A 16841-nucleotide genomic window follows, 5' to 3' on the forward strand; every position below is an offset into this window, starting at 1 on the left:
AGATGGAACCCCGCATCTCCATCATCACAATCGCAGTCGACGATCTCGACCGCGCCACACGCTTCTACGAGGCGATGGGCCTGACCCGCCATGCCGGGATCACCGACGGCGTGGCCTTCTTCCAGATGGGCGGCGTCATTCTCGGCCTGTTCCCGCGCGCAAGCGCCGAAGAGGATTCGGGCATCACCTTCGGCACGGCGCCGTCGGCGGTCTATCTCGCCTACAACACCCGCTCCGACACGGAAGTCGACGACGTGCTTGCGATGGCCGAGAAGGCCGGCGGTCGTATCGTCAAGCCGGCCGGCCGCGCCTTCTGGGGCGGCTGGTATGGCTATTTCGCCGACTCGGAAGGGCATGTCTGGGAAGTGGCGCACAATCCGGCTTTTCCGATCGCGGAAGACGGAACGATCTCGCTGCCGGGCTGATCGCTGCCGCATGGCTCCCCGCAAGCAACTGACGCGACTGAAGGCTCCCTATCTCAAGCGCATCCTGATAGAGCCGGCGCGGGTCGCAGATTGGGAAAAATACCCCTGGAACCTGCCGATCTTCCGCAGCCACGATTTCGAGCTCGAATTCACCACGCCGATCACCATCATCGTCGGCGAGAACGGCACCGGCAAATCCACGCTGCTCGAGGCGATCGGCGCGCTGGCCGGATACGACGAGGCCGGCGGCGGCAAGGGCTACATGCCCATCGACCATTCAGCTGCCATCGATACGAGCGGCGCCGCACTGGCTAAGACGCTGCGCGGTCACTGGCTGCCGAAAGTCACCGCCGGCTGGTTCTTTCGCGCTGAATCCTTTTACTCCGTCGCCCGTTATCTCGATCAGGCGGCACTCGAAGATCCGTTCAAGCCACCTCCGCCCGATTTCCTGTCCTGGTCGCATGGCGAGGGCTTCATCCGTTTCTTCGAGGAGCGCTGCCGCCGGCAAGGCATCTACATCCTCGACGAGCCCGAAAGCGCGCTTTCGCCGACGCGCCAGATCGAGCTTCTCAAGATGCTGCGGCGGATGGACCAATCCGGCACGGCGCAAGTGATCATGGCGACGCATTCGCCGCTGCTGATGGCCTGTCCCGGCGCGCGGCTGTTCCGCATCAGCCGGTTCGGCCTCGACCCGACCGATTTCAGCGATACCGATCATTTTCGGATGATGCGCAGTTTCTGCAACGATCCGGATGGTTTTCTCGCCGAAGCTCTGTATGAGGACGAGGCATGAACCACGACGCCTACGACAATGCCTATATCGCCGGCATCCTCAATTCGGTGAAGACCATCGCCATGGTCGGCGCGTCCGCCAATGATGTGCGGCCGAGCTACTTCGTGCTGAAATATCTGCTCGCCAAAGGGTTTTCGGTGTTTCCGATCAACCCGGGACAGGCCGGCAAGGAAATCCTCGGCCGAACGGTCTATGCTAGGCTCGCCGATCTCCCCGAGCCCGTCGACATGGTCGACATCTTTCGCGCTTCCGCGGCAGTGCCGGGCGTCGTCGACGAGGTCCTGCGGCTCGATCCGTTGCCGAAAGTCGTCTGGATGCAGCTCGGCGTGCGCCACGACGTGGCGGCCGCGCGCGCCGAGGCCGCCGGCATCAAGGTGGTGATGAACCGCTGCCCCAAGATCGAGTATGGCAAGCTGTCGGGTGAAATCGGCTGGACCGGCGTCAACTCCGGCGTGCTGTCGTCGAAGAAGCCGCTGATGCGGCCGGGATTCCAGAGCTTCGGCGTTCGCCAGAAGTAGACCATGATCCCGAAAAGTGGAAACCGGTTTTCGGAAAAGATCATGGTCAAACAAGAAAGATAGAGCCCCATCCCGATCCTATCGGGTTGGATCAGGCTCGAGACGGAAATTTATTCCGGTAATCGGAACATTTTCTCGCGCCTCGATCACAGAACGTGCGTCGAAGGGCATTTTCTTCTTTGCATTCGTGACCGGGCTTCGCCAAGAATGCCCGGCGATTTTCAGAAGGTTCAAAGGGAGGTATTCGATGACCCGCACGCCCGGTTTCAACACGCTCGCCGTCCATGCCGGCGCCAAGCCCGATCCGGCGACCGGCGCGCGTGCCACGCCGATCTACCAGACGACCTCCTTTGTCTTCGACGATGCCGACCATGCCGCCTCGCTTTTCGGGCTAAAAGCCTTCGGCAACATCTACACCCGCATCATGAACCCGACCCAGGCGGTGCTGGAAGAGCGTATCGCGGCGCTCGAAGGCGGCACGGCAGGGCTGGCCGTGGCGTCGGGTCATGCCGCGCAGGTGCTTGTCTTCCACAATCTGATGCAGCCCGGCGACAATTTCGTCGCCGCGACAAGGCTTTACGGCGGCTCGATCAACCAGTTCGGCCACGCCTTCAAGAATTTCGGCTGGCAGGTGCGCTGGGCCGACACCAACGACATATCGACCTTCGAAAGCCAGATCGATGAAAAGACCAAGGCGATCTTCATCGAGAGCCTGGCCAATCCGGGCGGTGTCTTCGTCGACATCGAGAAGATCGGCGACATCGCCCGCAAGCACGGCCTGCCGCTGATCGTCGACAACACGCTGGCCTCGCCCTATCTGGTGCGGCCGATCGAGCATGGCGCCGACATCGTCGTGCATTCGCTGACCAAGTTCATCGGCGGCCATGGCAATTCGATCGGCGGCGCCATTGTCGACGGCGGCACCTTCGACTGGTCGAAATCAGGCAAATATCCGATGCTGTCGGAGCCGCGCCCCGAATATGGCGGCCTCGTCCTGCACGAAACCTTCGGCAACTTCGCTTTCGCCATTGCCGCGCGCGTGCTTGGCCTGCGCGACATGGGTCCGGCGATCTCACCCTTCAATGCGTTCCTGATCCTGACCGGCCTGGAAACCCTGCCGCTCAGGATGCAGCGCCATTGCGACAATGCGGTCACTGTCGCCGCCTGGCTGTCCAACCACCCCAAGGTCGCCTGGGTCTCCTATCCCGGCCTGCCCAGCGACAAGAATAATGCGTTACAGAAAAAATACTCGCCGCTTGGCGCCGGTGCGGTGTTCACCTTCGGCCTGAAGGGCGGCTATGCGGCGGGCATCAAATTCGTCGAGGCGCTCGAACTGTTCTCGCACCTCGCCAATGTCGGCGACACCAAGTCGCTGGTCATCCACCCGGCATCGACCACGCATCGGCAATTGTCGGACGAGCAGAAAGTTACGGCTGGCGCTGGGCCAGATACGGTCAGGCTCTCGGTCGGCATCGAGGATGTCAACGACATCGTCGCCGATCTGGAACAGGCTCTCGCCAAGGTTTGATCCCCACTGGAAGGAGATTCGATGACCGAGCCGAAATTTCTCTCCGTCAATGTCGAAAGTGTCGAGCCGGAACTTGGCGCGCCGGCGCCGGGTCGCCTGATCTCGGGCGATCCGAAGTTTCGCACCTGGAATGTCGAGGAACGCGACGGCGGGCTCTATGCCGGCATCTGGGAGGCGACGCCGGGCAAATGGCGCATCGAGTATGACGAGTGGGAGTTCTGCCACATCCTGTCGGGCGTTTCAGTGATCGCCGAGGAGGGCGGCGAGGCGCGCACCGTCAGGGCCGGCGACAGCTTCGTGCTCAGGCCGGGTTTTAGAGGAAGCTGGGAAGTGCTTGAAATGACGCGCAAGGAGTATGTGATCAAGCTTTGATCACTTGCATGGCGCTTTCACAAAAGCCGATCGATATCACCGTCGGAAAATCCGTATTCGGCCATCATGTCCCGGTGCCAGGGACTTCCCAGCAAATCGTCCAGGCATGAATCGATGCGCTGGCGCAGGATCGCATTGTCTTTGGCGAGAGCGAAAGCGCCGGCGGCTGGCTGTTTTTCGGCTGCCGGAACGTCGATGACCGCAAGAGGCGCGTTGAAATGCTGAGCCAGATAGCCTCGATGCGCCATGGCGACACTTGCATAGGCATGCACCGCACCGGCACCGACAGCATCGGCCGCGCCCGCTTGCGTGGCGAATATTCTTATCCGCTCGGGCGGAACGCCATTTTGCAAAGCCGTCTGATGTTGGACCTGGCCCGATATGACGGCGATCAACGCCGCCTCATCTGCGGCGATGGATCGATAGCCCTTGAATTCGCGCGGATTGCCTTTCGCGACGAGCAACCCGTCCTGCAAGACCCAAATCGGTCGCGTGAAGTCGACGGATTTCTTGCGTTCGTCCGAAACGAACAGACCGGTGGTCATATCCCACTCGCCCTTGGCCAGTCCGGGAAGCAGCTTGGCGAACTCGGTCTCGATTGGCAAAAAGGTCCCTAGCCCCAATATTTCGCAAACCTTCTGCGCGAGCTTGACGTCGCAGCCGAAGACATCTCCGGAAGCATCGGTGAAGCAGAACGGAGGCTCCTGCAAAAAAGCGAATTTCATCTTTTCAGTCATGCGATCTCAGCCTTAGGTCCGCTGTTCTCAAAAACGCACGGCGAGCGCTTCCAACCCGTGGAAATGATAGGAGTCGCGGAAGCGCGGCTGTTCGGCAAGATGCAGCCGCGGTAGGCGCTGGAACAGGGTTTTCAGCGACACCTGCAATTCGAGCCGGGCGAGCGGCGCGCCGATGCAGAAATGGATGCCGGCGCCGAACGAGACGTTCTTCTGGTCCGCGCGATCCGGCCTGAAGGCGAGAGGTTCGGCAAAGGCCGCCGGGTCGTGATTGGCCATGCCGAGCAGCAGGCCGATCGTCTCGCCCGGCCGCACGAGAATGCCCGGAGCGACCTCGATCTCTTCATAGGCATAACGCGTGAACATGTGCAGCGGCGCGTCGAAGCGCAGGCATTCCTCGACCGTGGCGGCGGTCGCTTCCGGCGAGGTGAAGAAGCGGCGCGGGTCGCCGCCTTGCGCGAGGATCGAGCGCACCGCATTGCCGGTCTGGTGGACGGTCGCCTCGTGGCCGGCGTTGAGCAGCAGGATGGCCGAGGACACCAGTTCGTCCTCGGAGAGTTTTTGGCCATCGTCTTGCGCCGAGATCAGCAGCGACAACAGATCGTCGCCGGGGTTTTTGCGCCGCTCGGCAACATAGCCGCGCAGGAAATCCGAAAAATCCCGCGCTGCGCGATTGGCCGTCTCTTCCGTTTCGCGCGTACGGCCATGCATGTACATGGCGACCATCTGATGCGACCAGTCGAGCAGTTGCGGTCCCATCTCGACCGGCACGCCGAGCATTTCGGCAATGATGGTGATCGGCAGTGGCGACGCGAAAGCCGGCAGCAGATCGACCTGGTCCGGTTCGAAACGGTCGATAAGCTCGTTGGCGAGCGACTCGACACGCGGCCGAAGCCGCTCGACCTGACGCGAGACGAAGGCGCGGTTGACCAGCGTTCTGAGCCTGGTGTGAACAGGTGGTTCCAGCTCCAGCATCGAATTGGCCTCGATGCCGTCGAAGGCGCTGAGATGCGTGCGGTCCTGGTCGATGCTGCTTCTGTCGGGGATGCCGGCCGGGTTCTGACGACCGAAGCGGCGGTCGCGCAGCAGCCGGTTGACGTCGTCGAAGCCGCCGAAGCACCAAAAGCCGAACTCCTCCCAGAAGAAGGCGTTCGATGCGCCATGCATGAAGGCATAGGCCTCGTATGGGTTCTGGAAAAAAGCCGGCTCGTGCGGATCCATCCGCACACGGCGGGTGGCTGGATCGAAGGAAAGGTAGGGCGGCGGCGTCAAGTCGGACATACCAGACCATTAGCGCATGACCCCGAAAACCGGAATCGGTTTTCGCTGGGGATCATGCGCAGATTCAAAGTCTTGGAGCGTCCTTTGCGCGTCGAGCGACGCGCGGCGCTCCAAGGCTTGCCAGCTTGATGCCAGACCGTATGTTGGGCGCCCGATAGTCCGATGCATGTCGCCCAAAAGCCTGCCCTCGGGTTTGACCCGAGGGTGCGCGGCGGTTTTGGGACAACGACATGCACAAAAGCGCGTTGAGCCAGCCGACACGGCTGCGGAAAGACTGACTTGATGAATGTGATCGTGGTTGGCGCAGGCATTGCAGGGCTTTCGACGGCCTGGTCGCTGGTCAAGACCGGGCACCGGGTCACGATCGTCGAGCAGGGAGCGATTCCCAATCCGCTTGCCGCCTCGGGCGACCATCACCGCATCATCCGGCGCGCCTATGGTGCAGCGGCGGGCTATGGCCGGCTGATCACCGAAGCCTATGAGGCCTGGGACGAGATGTGGGCCGATCTCGGCGAAAACCATCTCGATCCGCGCGGCTTCATCTGCATTTCGCGCGACGAGGGTGACGACGCCGAGCAGATGCGCGACGGGCTGGCGGCCGGCGATTTTCCCTTCGAGATGATCGAGCCGGGCGAGGCCGTTGCGCGCTGGCCGTTCCTCGAGAGCGGAAGTTTTCGCTACGCTTTCTTCTCGCCGGAGGGCGGCGCACTGCATTGCCGCAAGATCGCGGCGGGACTCGCCAATTGGCTGCGGGCCAACGGCGCCAACGTCTATGAAAACAGCAAGGTGACGACGATCGACGCTGAGGCCGGCCACATCGTGCTTGAAAGCGGCGAGACGATGCAAGCCGACCGCATCGTCATCGCCGCCGGCGCCTGGGTGCTAAAACTGTTTCCGGAACTAGACGGCGAACTGAAGACCTGGCGCACCGCGCTTGCCTATGTCGAGCCGCCGGCGGACCTGAAAGCGGCGTGGCAAGGGGCCCCGGTCATCCTCGATGTCGGCGGTGCTGTCGATGGCTACGTGATCCCGCCCTCCGGCGGCGCCGGCATGAAATTCGGCTCCGGCCTGCACAGGGTGCCGACCAGCGACGCCGACTGGAACCGCCAGCCGGTGGCGGGCGAGGGCGAGGCGATCCGCAACCTGTTTTCGCCGCCGATCGCCCGTATCGAGGAGTATAGGGTGACCGAAGTCGTCACCTGCGCCTACACTTTCACCGCCGACGAAAAATTCCTGGCGCATGAGAAGGGCAGATGCCTTGTTGTCTCGGCCTGCTCCGGCCACGGCTACAAGTTCGGCGCGGCTGTCGGCAGGCGCGTCGCAGCGACCATCGGCAATGGCGACGTCGCCGGTTTAAAGGCGTGGCTGCGAGCCGAGGTGGTCTGATCATGGCACGCCGCTGTTGAACCTTCAGAGCAAGCTCAACGTTGAATTGTAGGGGAAGCCGTATCGCGGGAAAGCAGTTTCGAGACATTTCGTTAAGCGACGCGGTTAGGAAAGTGCTACGCGGCGGCGCCGCTTCAAGAGCAGCAGAAGGCTGCCGGCGCAGCTTCGGGCGAATGCTGCGCAGAAAGCTTGATTCGACTTAACCGGATGGCTAGGAGAGGCGGCCTTGCGCTAGGGTGAGCCGACATCCTATTTACAGGACAACGATCCAGAACCGATTCTGCCCGACTTGCTAATCTCCCGGCGCCGGAATCCCACCTTTGAAAAGGGATAGTCCATGAAGAACCCCGTCGAAACCTACATGAACCTCGTTCCGATGGTGGTCGAACAGACCAATCGCGGCGAGCGGGCCTACGACATTTTCTCGCGGCTGCTGAAAGAGCGCATCATTTTCATCACCGGCCCGGTCGAGGACGGCATGGCGACGCTGGTCTGCGCGCAGCTCCTGTTCCTCGAAGCGGAGAATCCGAAGAAGGAAATCAACCTCTACATCAATTCGCCTGGCGGCGTCGTCACGTCCGGCATGGCGATCTACGACACCATGCAGTTCATCAAGCCGGCGGTGGCGACGCTGTGCATCGGCCAAGCGGCCTCGATGGGCTCGCTGCTCTTGACCGCAGGCGAGAAGGGCATGCGCTTCGCCACGCCGAACGCCCGCATCATGGTCCACCAGCCTTCCGGAGGCTTCCAGGGCCAGGCTTCCGACATCGAGCGCCACGCCCAGGACATCATCAAGCTGAAGCGTCGTCTCAACGAAGTCTATGTCAAGCACACCGGCAAGAGCTATGACGAAATTGAAAAGACGCTCGACCGCGACCACTTCATGACCGCCGACGAGGCGAAGGATTTCGGCCTCATAGACAAGGTCATTTCGTCGCGCGAGCCGGCTGAGGTTGCCGCCGCATAAGCTTGGTGGCAGCTGGATGGTGGGAAAACACGCTTTTGACGCCGCTTGCGGCATTTCGGCCACAATTGGCTGTTCCCTCGACGGGAGCAATTGCCTACGTTAAGCCTATGTTGATTTTCGACGGCTTAGCTTTGTGCGGGGTTGGTGCGAATCATTGCGACGTTTTCTGATATGTGTTTCGTATGGAATGCGTTGCGGGAGCCGGGACACTGGCGGCGGCGATTTCCCGCGATAGATTTGAATATGCGCCCTTTCAACCAGACCATCGGCGGGCGGCTATGAAAGGACATGAAAATGAGCAAGGTCGGCAGCAACGGCGGTGATTCCAAGAACACGCTTTATTGCTCGTTTTGCGGCAAAAGCCAGCACGAAGTGCGCAAGCTGATCGCCGGCCCGACGGTGTTCATCTGCGACGAATGCGTCGAGCTCTGCATGGACATCATCCGCGAGGAGAACAAGACCTCGATGGTGAAGTCGCGCGAGGGCGTGCCGACCCCGCAGGAGATCCTCAAGGTTCTCGATGACTACGTCATCGGTCAGCCCTACGCCAAGCGCGTGCTGTCGGTGGCCGTCCACAACCACTACAAGCGTCTCGCGCATGCCGGCAAGAACAACGACGTCGAGCTGGCGAAGTCCAACATTTTGCTGATCGGCCCGACCGGTTGCGGCAAGACGCTGCTTGCGCAGACGCTGGCCCGCATCATCGACGTTCCCTTCACCATGGCCGATGCGACGACGCTGACTGAGGCCGGCTATGTCGGCGAGGATGTCGAGAACATCATCCTGAAGCTCTTGCAGTCGGCCGACTACAATGTCGAGCGCGCCCAGCGCGGCATCGTCTACATCGACGAGATCGACAAGATCTCGCGCAAGTCGGACAATCCTTCGATCACCCGCGACGTGTCGGGCGAGGGCGTCCAGCAGGCGCTGTTGAAGATCATGGAAGGCACGGTCGCCTCCGTGCCGCCTCAGGGCGGCAGGAAGCATCCGCAGCAGGAGTTCCTGCAGGTCGACACCGCCAACATCCTGTTCATCTGCGGCGGCGCCTTCGCCGGCCTGGACAAGATCATTTCGGATCGCGGCCGCAAGACCTCGATCGGCTTCGGCGCCACGGTCGCTTCGCCCGAGGATCGCCGCACCGGCGACGTTTTCCGCCTGGTCGAGCCTGAGGATCTGTTGAAGTTCGGCCTCATTCCCGAGTTCGTCGGCCGTCTGCCGGTCCTGGCGACGCTGGAGGACCTCGACGAGCCGGCGCTGATACAGATCCTAACCGAGCCGAAGAACGCGCTCGTCAAGCAGTATCAGCGGCTGTTCGAGATGGAGAATGTCGACCTGACCTTCCATGAGAATGCGCTGTCGGCGATCGCCAAGCGCGCCATCGAGCGCAAGACCGGCGCGCGCGGCCTGCGCTCGATAATGGAAGCGATCCTGCTCGATACGATGTTCGAGCTGCCGGCGCTGGAAGGCGTGCGCGAAGTGGTAATTTCGGAAGAGGTGGTGTCCGGCAACGCCAGGCCGCTCTACATCTATTCCGAGCAGAAGGAAAAGAAGGGCAACGTCAGCGCCTGACGTGAGCCTGCACAATGGATTTTTTTGAAACGGCGCCGCGAGGCGCCGTTTTTGCTATTGCGGTCGGGCCGACTTGTGATGAACGGATTGTGACAGATTGGATGAACGGTTTCGTGTTGACCCTTGATCTTTGCCCCCCGTGCCTCCAACTAACTGAGGAAGGCCGGGGTGCCGAATTCTGTGCTGTAAAACTCCCGTCACAAACGGTGGTAGGCGGAACGATCCTCGGTCGTTAATATGAGATTCGCGGTTGGCCGATTGGAAGCCGCGACATGAAAGGTTGGACAATGGCCAAAATATCCAAGGCTCCCAGCGACGGCGTCTTCGCAGTCCTCCCACTGCGCGACATCGTGGTGTTCCCGCACATGATCGTTCCGCTCTTCGTCGGGCGTGAAAAGTCGATCAAGGCGCTGGAAGAGGTGATGGGTCAGGAAAAGCAGATCCTGCTTGCGACCCAGATGAATGCCGCCGACGACGATCCCGAGTCCGATGCGATCTTCGACATCGGCACGCTCGCCAATGTGCTGCAATTGCTGAAGTTGCCGGACGGCACCGTGAAGGTGCTGGTCGAAGGCGCCTCGCGCGCGAAAATCGTTTCGTTCACCGACCGTCCCGACTTCCACGAGGCCCGCGCCGCGGCGCTGGTCGAACCGGAGGAGGAAGAGGTCGAGGTCGAGGCGCTGGCCCGTTCCGTCGTCACCGACTTCGAGAACTACGTCAAGCTGAACAAGAAGATCTCGCCCGAAGTGGTGGGTGCCGCCAGCCAGATCGACGACTATTCCAAGCTCGCCGATACGGTTGCCTCGCATCTTGCCATCAAGATCCCCGAAAAGCAGGAGATGCTGGCCACGCTTTCGGTCAAGGAGCGGCTGGAAAAGGCGATGGGCTTCATGGAAGCCGAAATCTCCGTCCTGCAGGTTGAGAAGCGCATCCGTTCGCGCGTCAAGCGCCAGATGGAGAAGACCCAGCGCGAATACTACCTCAACGAGCAGATGAAGGCGATCCAGAAGGAGCTCGGCGAGGGTGAGGACGGCCGCGACGAGGCCGCCGAGATCGAGGCGCGCATCAAGAAGACCAAGCTCTCCAAGGAGGCCCGCGAAAAGGCGGAGGCCGAACTGAAGAAGCTGCGGACGATGTCGCCGATGTCGGCTGAATCGACCGTCGTGCGCAACTATCTCGACTGGATCCTTTCGATACCGTGGGGCAAGAACTCCAAGGTCAAGCAGGACCTGTCCTTCGCGCAGAATGTGCTCGACACCGACCATTTCGGCCTCGACAAAGTCAAGGACCGCATCGTCGAATATCTCGCCGTGCAGAGCCGCCAGAAGAAGCTGAAGGGACCGATCCTGTGCCTCGTCGGACCTCCCGGCGTTGGCAAGACCTCGCTCGGCAAGTCGATCGCCAAGGCGACCGGCCGCGAGTTCATCCGCATGGCGCTGGGCGGCGTGCGCGATGAGGCCGAAATCCGCGGTCACCGGCGCACCTATATCGGCTCGATGCCCGGCAAGGTCATCCAGTCGATGAAGAAGGCGAAGAAGTCCAACCCGCTCTTCCTGCTCGACGAGATCGACAAGATGGGCCAGGATTTCCGCGGCGATCCGTCATCGGCTTTGCTCGAGGTGCTCGACCCTGAGCAGAACTCGACGTTCATGGACCATTACCTCGAGGTTGAATACGACCTGTCGAGCGTGATGTTCGTGACGACCGCGAACACATTGAACATCCCTGCGCCCTTGATGGACCGCATGGAGATCATCCGTATCGCCGGCTACACCGAGGACGAGAAGATCGAGATCGCCAAGCGCCACCTGATGCCTAAGGTGATCCGCGATCACGCGCTGCAACCGAAGGAGTTTTCCGTCGGCGAGGACGCGATCCGCGGCATCATCCAGACCTACACCCGTGAGGCGGGCGTCAGGAGCCTGGAGCGCGAGCTGATGAAGCTCGGCCGCAAGGCGGTGACCGAGATCCTGAAGACGAAGAAGAAGACGATCGACATCACGGCAGACAATCTTGCCGATTATCTTGGTGTCGCGCGCTTCCGCTTCGGTCAGGTCGAGGCCGACGATCAGGTCGGCGTCGTCACCGGGCTCGCCTGGACGGAAGTCGGCGGCGAGTTGCTGACGATCGAAGGCGTCATGATGCCCGGCAAGGGCCGCATGACGGTGACCGGCAATCTGCGCGACGTGATGAAGGAATCGATCTCGGCGGCGGCCTCCTATGTCCGCTCGCGGGCTATCGATTTCGGCGTCGAGCCGCCGCTGTTCGACAAGCGCGACATCCACGTCCACGTGCCCGAGGGCGCAACGCCCAAGGACGGACCGTCGGCGGGTGTGGCGATGGCGACGGCGATCGTCTCGGTGCTGACCGGCATCCCGGTCAGGGCCGATGTGGCGATGACCGGCGAGATCACGCTGCGCGGCAGGGTGCTGCCGATCGGCGGGCTCAAGGAGAAGCTGCTTGCAGCACTTCGCGGCGGCATCAAGAAGGTGCTGATCCCGGAAGACAACGCCAAGGATCTAGCGGAGATTCCGGACAACGTGAAGAACGGCATGGAGATCATTCCGGTCGCGCGGGTCGGCGAAGTGTTGCGCCATGCGCTGGTGCGTATGCCGGAGCCGATCGAGTGGGTCGAGCCGGTCAATGCGCCGGCTGCGGTGGATGCCGGAGACGACGCCAGCAAGTCGCTGGCTCATTAGATCTTGCTAAAGTTGCAATGCACAAACAGAGAGCCGGGCCTTGAGCCCGGCTTTTTCATGTGAAAAACCCCGGAATTCCGGGGTTTTTTCGATTTTTTTCACGCTTTTCGACTTGGTTGCGGAAGCGCTTCTTTCTAAAGTCCGTTTCCTGCCGGATGAGTCGTACGTTCCGGTTTTCTCATGGAAGGGAATTTTTATGAACAAGAACGAACTGGTGTCCGCTGTCGCCGATGCCGCGAGTATTTCGAAGGGTGACGCGCAGTCGGCGGTTGATGCGGTGTTTTCCGTGATCACCGGCGAACTGAAGAAGGGCGGCGATGTCCGGCTTGTCGGCTTCGGAAATTTCACCGTGTCAAAACGCGCCGCGTCGACCGGCCGCAACCCGCAGACCGGTGCGGAAGTGAAGATTCCGGCGCGCACCGTGCCGAAGTTTTCGGCCGGCAAGGGCCTCAAGGACGCAGTAAACTAAGCGCCTTCTTACCCTTTTCAGAGATCAGAAAAGCCGGGCATGCCCGGCTTTTCTTTTGCGTCCGATTAAAGTGTCGGACCAAAGGTGAATGGTTCCGGAGCCGGCAATGGGAGTATCGCGCCGACGCCTAATGCATGTCGCGCAAAAGTGCGCAGCGGTTTTGCGATAACGATATGCATAGAAACAAGGGTTTAAAGCGCGTCGCATGAATCCGTTCGAACGCGACGCGCTTTGGGGCAACCCGGCCAGCAATTGTCCTCTGCTCCCCAGTCGTGTAACGCCGTTCCTCCGGCACGAAGGGACGACCACATCTTGCAGAAGGTAGAAGAACTGATTGATTGGCTTGCCGATGACAAGGTCGGCCGGCTTTATGTCGCGGTGCTCGTCATCGCTCTTTATTTCGCCTTCCAAACCGCGACGCTGTCGCTGCTTGGCCTTTGGGCAGGCAACGGCGTGAACATCGACGATGCCGAGCAACTGATCTATCTGCCGCATCTCGCCGCCGGCTATGGTGGTTCACAGCCACCGCTCTACAACTGGATTGCCTGGACAATAAGCCAAGGGTTCGGGACGAGCATCGTCAGCCTCAAGCTCGTCAGATATGTCCTGCTTTTCGTCGGCTTTGCCGCCAGCCATGCTGCGATGCGCAGGCTTGGCTATAAGCAGGTCACTGCCGCCGCCGCTATGTTCGGACTAATGACGGTGCCGCTGCTATTTTGGGAAGCGCAACACAGCTTGACGCATTCGGTAGCCGCCTTCGCCTTTTGCGCGGTCACGCTGCTCGCCTTCGCCCATCTCGTCCATGTCCGGACGCCGCTGGCCTATGCGAGCTTCGGCCTGGCGGCCGCACTGGCCACGCTCGCCAAGTTCAATGATGTCCTCATGCTGGCAGCGCTGCTCTCGGCGGCGATGACTGTGCGCGCCTATCGACCAGCGCTGGTTTCACCATGGATACTGCTCAGCATGGCGGTCTTCGTGCTTGTTCTGACCCCGACGACAGTTTGGAGCTACTACCATTCGGACGCAATTTTCGCCCGTATATCCAAGTTTGGCATAGCCGATGATGACGACGGAATGATCGGCATCCGCGGCGAGGGGTTGTTCAAAATCATATATGCCACCGCGTCATTCAGCATCGTGACTCTAGTCATCTACGTCCTCGGCTTCGTTTGGAAACGGAGTTTCCCCCGACGGCAGGACGCCTTCAATGCACCGCGGGACAAGTTGCTTGAGCGTGCATTGCTGATAGGCCTTCTTGCTGTGCTGCTGCTGGTGCTGGCAAGCGGTAGCACGTCGTTGCGCAACCGCTGGCTGCTGCCGGTTCTTTTCCTGCTGCCGCTCTATCTTGCCGCACGCATGGAAAAGCTGGGCGAGTTCGGCCGAGAGGTTCAGCGCTTCGTGATCGCCTTGGCTGTCGTTACAGCTCTGCTTGTGACACCGTTCACTTGGTATGCGCAACTGATGGGCGGGGAAGGCAAATCTCGCACCGCAAGGCTGGACTTCAAAGAACTCTATCACGACCTGCGGGCCACCGGGCCGGTGCGCACGATCCTCGGCAATTCCTCTTGGGTCGGAAATTTCCGTCTTGCTGAGGGCGACCTCGTGCTGCTCAATCCCGAAGTTCCGGAGCTGAAAGAGCTACTCCAGGACCCTGCGGTGTTGATGTGGCTGGACGAAAACCGGCCCGATCCGGCATTAGTAGAGATCTTGCGGCAAGCAGACTACGAACTCAGCAGCCAAACCGGCACGCTGATCGGGAAAGAGCTGTTCGGATCCGTGTCGGGCAGGCGCATCTATTTCGCCCGCCTGCACAAGCGCGGTTCGGCAGGCAAAAGCGTCCAAGATTGAATGCAGTCAGGGATTTGCCGCTTGTACCCAAGCGAGGCCGCAGGTGTCGAGCCGATGAAAGCAGGCGGCTTTATGCCGTCGGCGCATCGGCGCGCATCAGCCCTTCCTTCTTGAGGTCGGCCCAGAGTGCCGAAGGCAGCTTCGCGTCGAGCAGCGAGCGGTTGCTTTCGACCTCGCTCGGCCGCTGGCCGCCGGGGATCACCGACACGACCGAAGGGTGCAGCAGCGGAAATTGCAGTGCCGCCTCGATCAGGCGCACGCCGTGGCGTTTGCAGACGGCCTCGATGCGCGTGACGCGGTCGAGAATGTCCTGCGGCGCCTCGGAATAATTGTAGTAGGCGCCGGGCTTCGGTCCGGTTGCCAGGATCCCGGAATTATACGGCCCGCCGAGAACGATGCCGATGCCGCGCTTCTGGCATAGCGGCAGGAAGGATTGCAGCGCTTCCTGCTCCAGCAGCGTATAACGCCCGGCAAGCAGGAAAAGGTCGAAGTCGCCACGTTCGGCAAGTGTCTGGGCAACCGGCCATTCGTTGATGCCGCCGCCGAACGCCCTGATAACGCCCTGGTCGCGCAGGGCCAGCAGCCCGTAATAGCCCGAGCGCATGAACTCCTCGATGCGTTGGTCCGAGGCCTCCTTGCTGCCATGGGTGAAGATGTCGACGTCATGCACGAAAAGGATGTCGATGCGATCGACGCCCAGACGTTCGAGCGACGCTTCGAAGGAGCGCATGACGCCGTCATAGCTGTAGTCGTAGACCTCGCGGCGCGACGGCGTGTCGAAGAATTTGCCGATGCCGGTGCGCTGCTCCGGCGGGCAGGCGCGCATGATGCGGCCGACCTTGGTCGACAGCACATAGTCGTCGCGCTTTTTCGAACGCAGGAACGGATTGAGCCGCGTTTCCGACAGGCCGAGCCCGTAGAGCGGCGCGGTGTCGTAGTAGCGGCAGCCGACCTGCCATGCCGCTTCCAGCGTGGCATTGGCATCGTCGTCGGAGACGACGCGGTAGAGGTTGCCGAGCGGCGCCGTGCCGAAGCCGAGCTCCGTGAAACTGACGCCGTTGCCGATGCGGTCGAAATGCCGTGTCTTCATGTCCTGCTATTTCCTCACCTACGCAATTGCCGTGACACTATCACGCCTGTGGCACTTCAAAAGCACTTCGGGCCGTTGGACACGGAATTTCACGGTGATAGCATGAGCAAAAACAAGCTGTTCGGAGGAAACGTGCCCAATACGTTCAGGCAGGTTTGGGGTCCCGGCAAATTGGTGGAACCGTCATGACCAATGCCGACAAAAACCTGTTCAGAATGGGCGAGGGTAGCGCCGCAAGACTTGCCGATTTCACCTTGCCTGTCCCGGCTCAGAATGGTCAGCGACCAGGGGCGGCGAAGCGCGCCCACCACGCCAACATGGAGTAAGCGCTCATGCGCTACGAGCTGATGCTGCCGCACCAGATCCGCGAGGCGATCGCCGAGAACTGGCCGGTCGTGCTCCCGCTCGGCGTGCTCGAATACCATGGCGAGCATATGGCCGTCGGCATGGACACACTGGCGGTCGTCAAGATGCTGGAACTGTTCGAAAGGGAAACCGACATCGTCATCCTTCCGCCCTTCTACTACGGCGCGGCAAGCTACGCCGTGGCGGAACCGGAGGGCAATGGCTCGGTGCAAGTCGGCGGCAATGCGTTGGCTCCTTTCGGCGAAGAGCTGTTCTACAGTCTGCTGCGCATCGGTTTTCGCAACATCCACGCCATCATCCACCACCAGACCGAGAACTTTGCCGCCGGCATGCCGACCGATCTCGCCTTTAAGACCGCTGGCCGCCAGGCGATCTTCCGCTTCATCGAGAAGGAACGCGGCGAGGGCTGGTGGGGCTCGGAGACGATGGCCGGCTACTATGCTGAACATGCCGAGGGCGGCAATTTTTTCAACTGGGTGCGGGTGCATCCGTTGATGCCGGCGGCGATGAACGGCCAGTATCCGTTCGATCATGCCGGCATTGGCGAGACGTCGCTGATGCTGGCGCTGTGCCCGGAAGCGGTGGACGCCGGCCGCTTCGCCGACAACAAGAGCTGGTACACGGCGAGCGCCGCCGACGCCTCGGTGGAACTGGGGCAGCAGGGCGTTACGATGATCCTCGAGCATTTGCGGGCGATGTTGACGGCCTAGCGCGGTTCTTCCTTCTCCCCTTGTGAGACCTTTGCACAGAAGCCGAACGGTGATTCTGTGGTGAAGGTTGGAGCAGGGAGATTCGG

16 protein-coding genes are annotated in these 16841 nt (G+C 61.2%); 13 read left to right on the top strand and 3 right to left on the bottom strand.

Going from position 1 to position 16841, the window contains the following annotated elements; all coding sequences use genetic code 11:
• The first annotated feature begins 2 nt into the window (after positions 1-2).
• The 5 genes from CIT25_RS17645 (at position 3) to CIT25_RS17665 (ending at position 3636) form a co-directional block, all read left to right on the top strand.
• On the top strand, positions 3-425 hold the full coding sequence (locus CIT25_RS17645) for a VOC family protein (protein ID WP_095485806.1): 423 nt from the start codon (positions 3-5) through the stop codon (positions 423-425).
• Between the two features lie 10 nt (positions 426-435).
• Positions 436-1218 carry an AAA family ATPase gene (locus CIT25_RS17650; protein ID WP_095485807.1) on the top strand — a complete coding sequence of 261 codons (783 nt, stop codon included), beginning with the start codon at positions 436-438 and terminating at the stop codon, positions 1216-1218.
• The gene (locus CIT25_RS17655) at positions 1215-1736 is read left to right on the top strand and encodes a CoA-binding protein (protein WP_095485808.1); all 522 of its coding nucleotides are present in this window, start codon (positions 1215-1217) and stop codon (positions 1734-1736) included. The genes CIT25_RS17650 and CIT25_RS17655 overlap by 4 nt, the downstream gene beginning before the upstream one ends.
• 247 nt (positions 1737-1983) lie before the next feature.
• Positions 1984-3264, top strand: coding sequence for an O-acetylhomoserine aminocarboxypropyltransferase (locus CIT25_RS17660; RefSeq protein WP_095485809.1), 1281 nt, complete (start codon positions 1984-1986; stop codon positions 3262-3264).
• A gap of 21 nt (positions 3265-3285) precedes the next feature.
• Positions 3286-3636: a cupin domain-containing protein gene (locus CIT25_RS17665; protein ID WP_095485810.1), complete on the top strand. Its 351-nt coding sequence runs from the start codon at positions 3286-3288 to the stop codon at positions 3634-3636.
• Between the two features lie 17 nt (positions 3637-3653).
• On the opposite strand, the gene CIT25_RS17670 is transcribed toward CIT25_RS17665, so the two are convergent.
• Positions 3654-4373, bottom strand: coding sequence for a transporter substrate-binding domain-containing protein (locus tag CIT25_RS17670; protein ID WP_095485811.1), 720 nt, complete (start codon positions 4371-4373; stop codon positions 3654-3656).
• Between the two features lie 27 nt (positions 4374-4400).
• Entirely contained in the window at positions 4401-5651 is a 1251-nt protein-coding gene (locus CIT25_RS17675) for a cytochrome P450 (protein ID WP_095485812.1), read from the bottom strand.
• Positions 5652-5933: 282 nt separating this feature from the next.
• On the opposite strand from CIT25_RS17675, the gene CIT25_RS17680 reads away from it, so the two are divergent.
• The 6 genes from CIT25_RS17680 (at position 5934) to CIT25_RS17705 (ending at position 14589) form a co-directional block, all read left to right on the top strand.
• Positions 5934-7037, top strand: a complete 1104-nt coding sequence (locus CIT25_RS17680; protein WP_095485813.1) for an NAD(P)/FAD-dependent oxidoreductase — start codon at positions 5934-5936, stop codon at positions 7035-7037.
• 337 nt (positions 7038-7374) lie between these two features.
• Entirely contained in the window at positions 7375-8004 is a 630-nt protein-coding gene (gene clpP / locus CIT25_RS17685) for an ATP-dependent Clp endopeptidase proteolytic subunit ClpP (protein WP_095485814.1), read from the top strand.
• 294 nt (positions 8005-8298) lie between these two features.
• Entirely contained in the window at positions 8299-9573 is a 1275-nt protein-coding gene (clpX, locus tag CIT25_RS17690; RefSeq protein ID WP_095485846.1) for an ATP-dependent Clp protease ATP-binding subunit ClpX, read from the top strand.
• Between the two features lie 287 nt (positions 9574-9860).
• Positions 9861-12272 (top strand): endopeptidase La, encoded by a 2412-nt coding sequence (gene lon, locus CIT25_RS17695; RefSeq protein ID WP_095485815.1) that lies wholly within the window; start codon positions 9861-9863, stop codon positions 12270-12272.
• A 196-nt stretch (positions 12273-12468) separates the two neighbouring features.
• Complete coding sequence (locus CIT25_RS17700) at positions 12469-12741, top strand: HU family DNA-binding protein (protein WP_006201846.1); 273 nt, start codon at positions 12469-12471, stop codon at positions 12739-12741.
• A 231-nt stretch (positions 12742-12972) separates the two neighbouring features.
• Positions 12973-14589, top strand: coding sequence for a glycosyltransferase family 39 protein (locus CIT25_RS17705; RefSeq protein ID WP_095485816.1), 1617 nt, complete (start codon positions 12973-12975; stop codon positions 14587-14589).
• A gap of 70 nt (positions 14590-14659) precedes the next feature.
• Here the strand turns inward: CIT25_RS17705 and CIT25_RS17710 are convergent, their stop codons facing one another.
• Positions 14660-15679, bottom strand: coding sequence for an aldo/keto reductase (locus tag CIT25_RS17710; protein WP_095485817.1), 1020 nt, complete (start codon positions 15677-15679; stop codon positions 14660-14662).
• Between the two features lie 185 nt (positions 15680-15864).
• On the opposite strand from CIT25_RS17710, the gene CIT25_RS36300 reads away from it, so the two are divergent.
• Both CIT25_RS36300 and CIT25_RS17715 read left to right on the top strand, forming a co-directional pair.
• Complete coding sequence (locus CIT25_RS36300; RefSeq protein WP_158302576.1) at positions 15865-16005, top strand: hypothetical protein; 141 nt, start codon at positions 15865-15867, stop codon at positions 16003-16005.
• A gap of 6 nt (positions 16006-16011) precedes the next feature.
• The gene (locus tag CIT25_RS17715) at positions 16012-16755 is read left to right on the top strand and encodes a creatininase family protein (protein ID WP_095485818.1); all 744 of its coding nucleotides are present in this window, start codon (positions 16012-16014) and stop codon (positions 16753-16755) included.
• Positions 16756-16841: the final 86 nt, after the last annotated feature.

The sequence above is a fragment of the Mesorhizobium mediterraneum genome (assembly GCF_002284565.1).
In the GTDB taxonomy this organism is placed as follows: Bacteria; Pseudomonadota; Alphaproteobacteria; order Rhizobiales; family Rhizobiaceae; genus Mesorhizobium; species Mesorhizobium mediterraneum.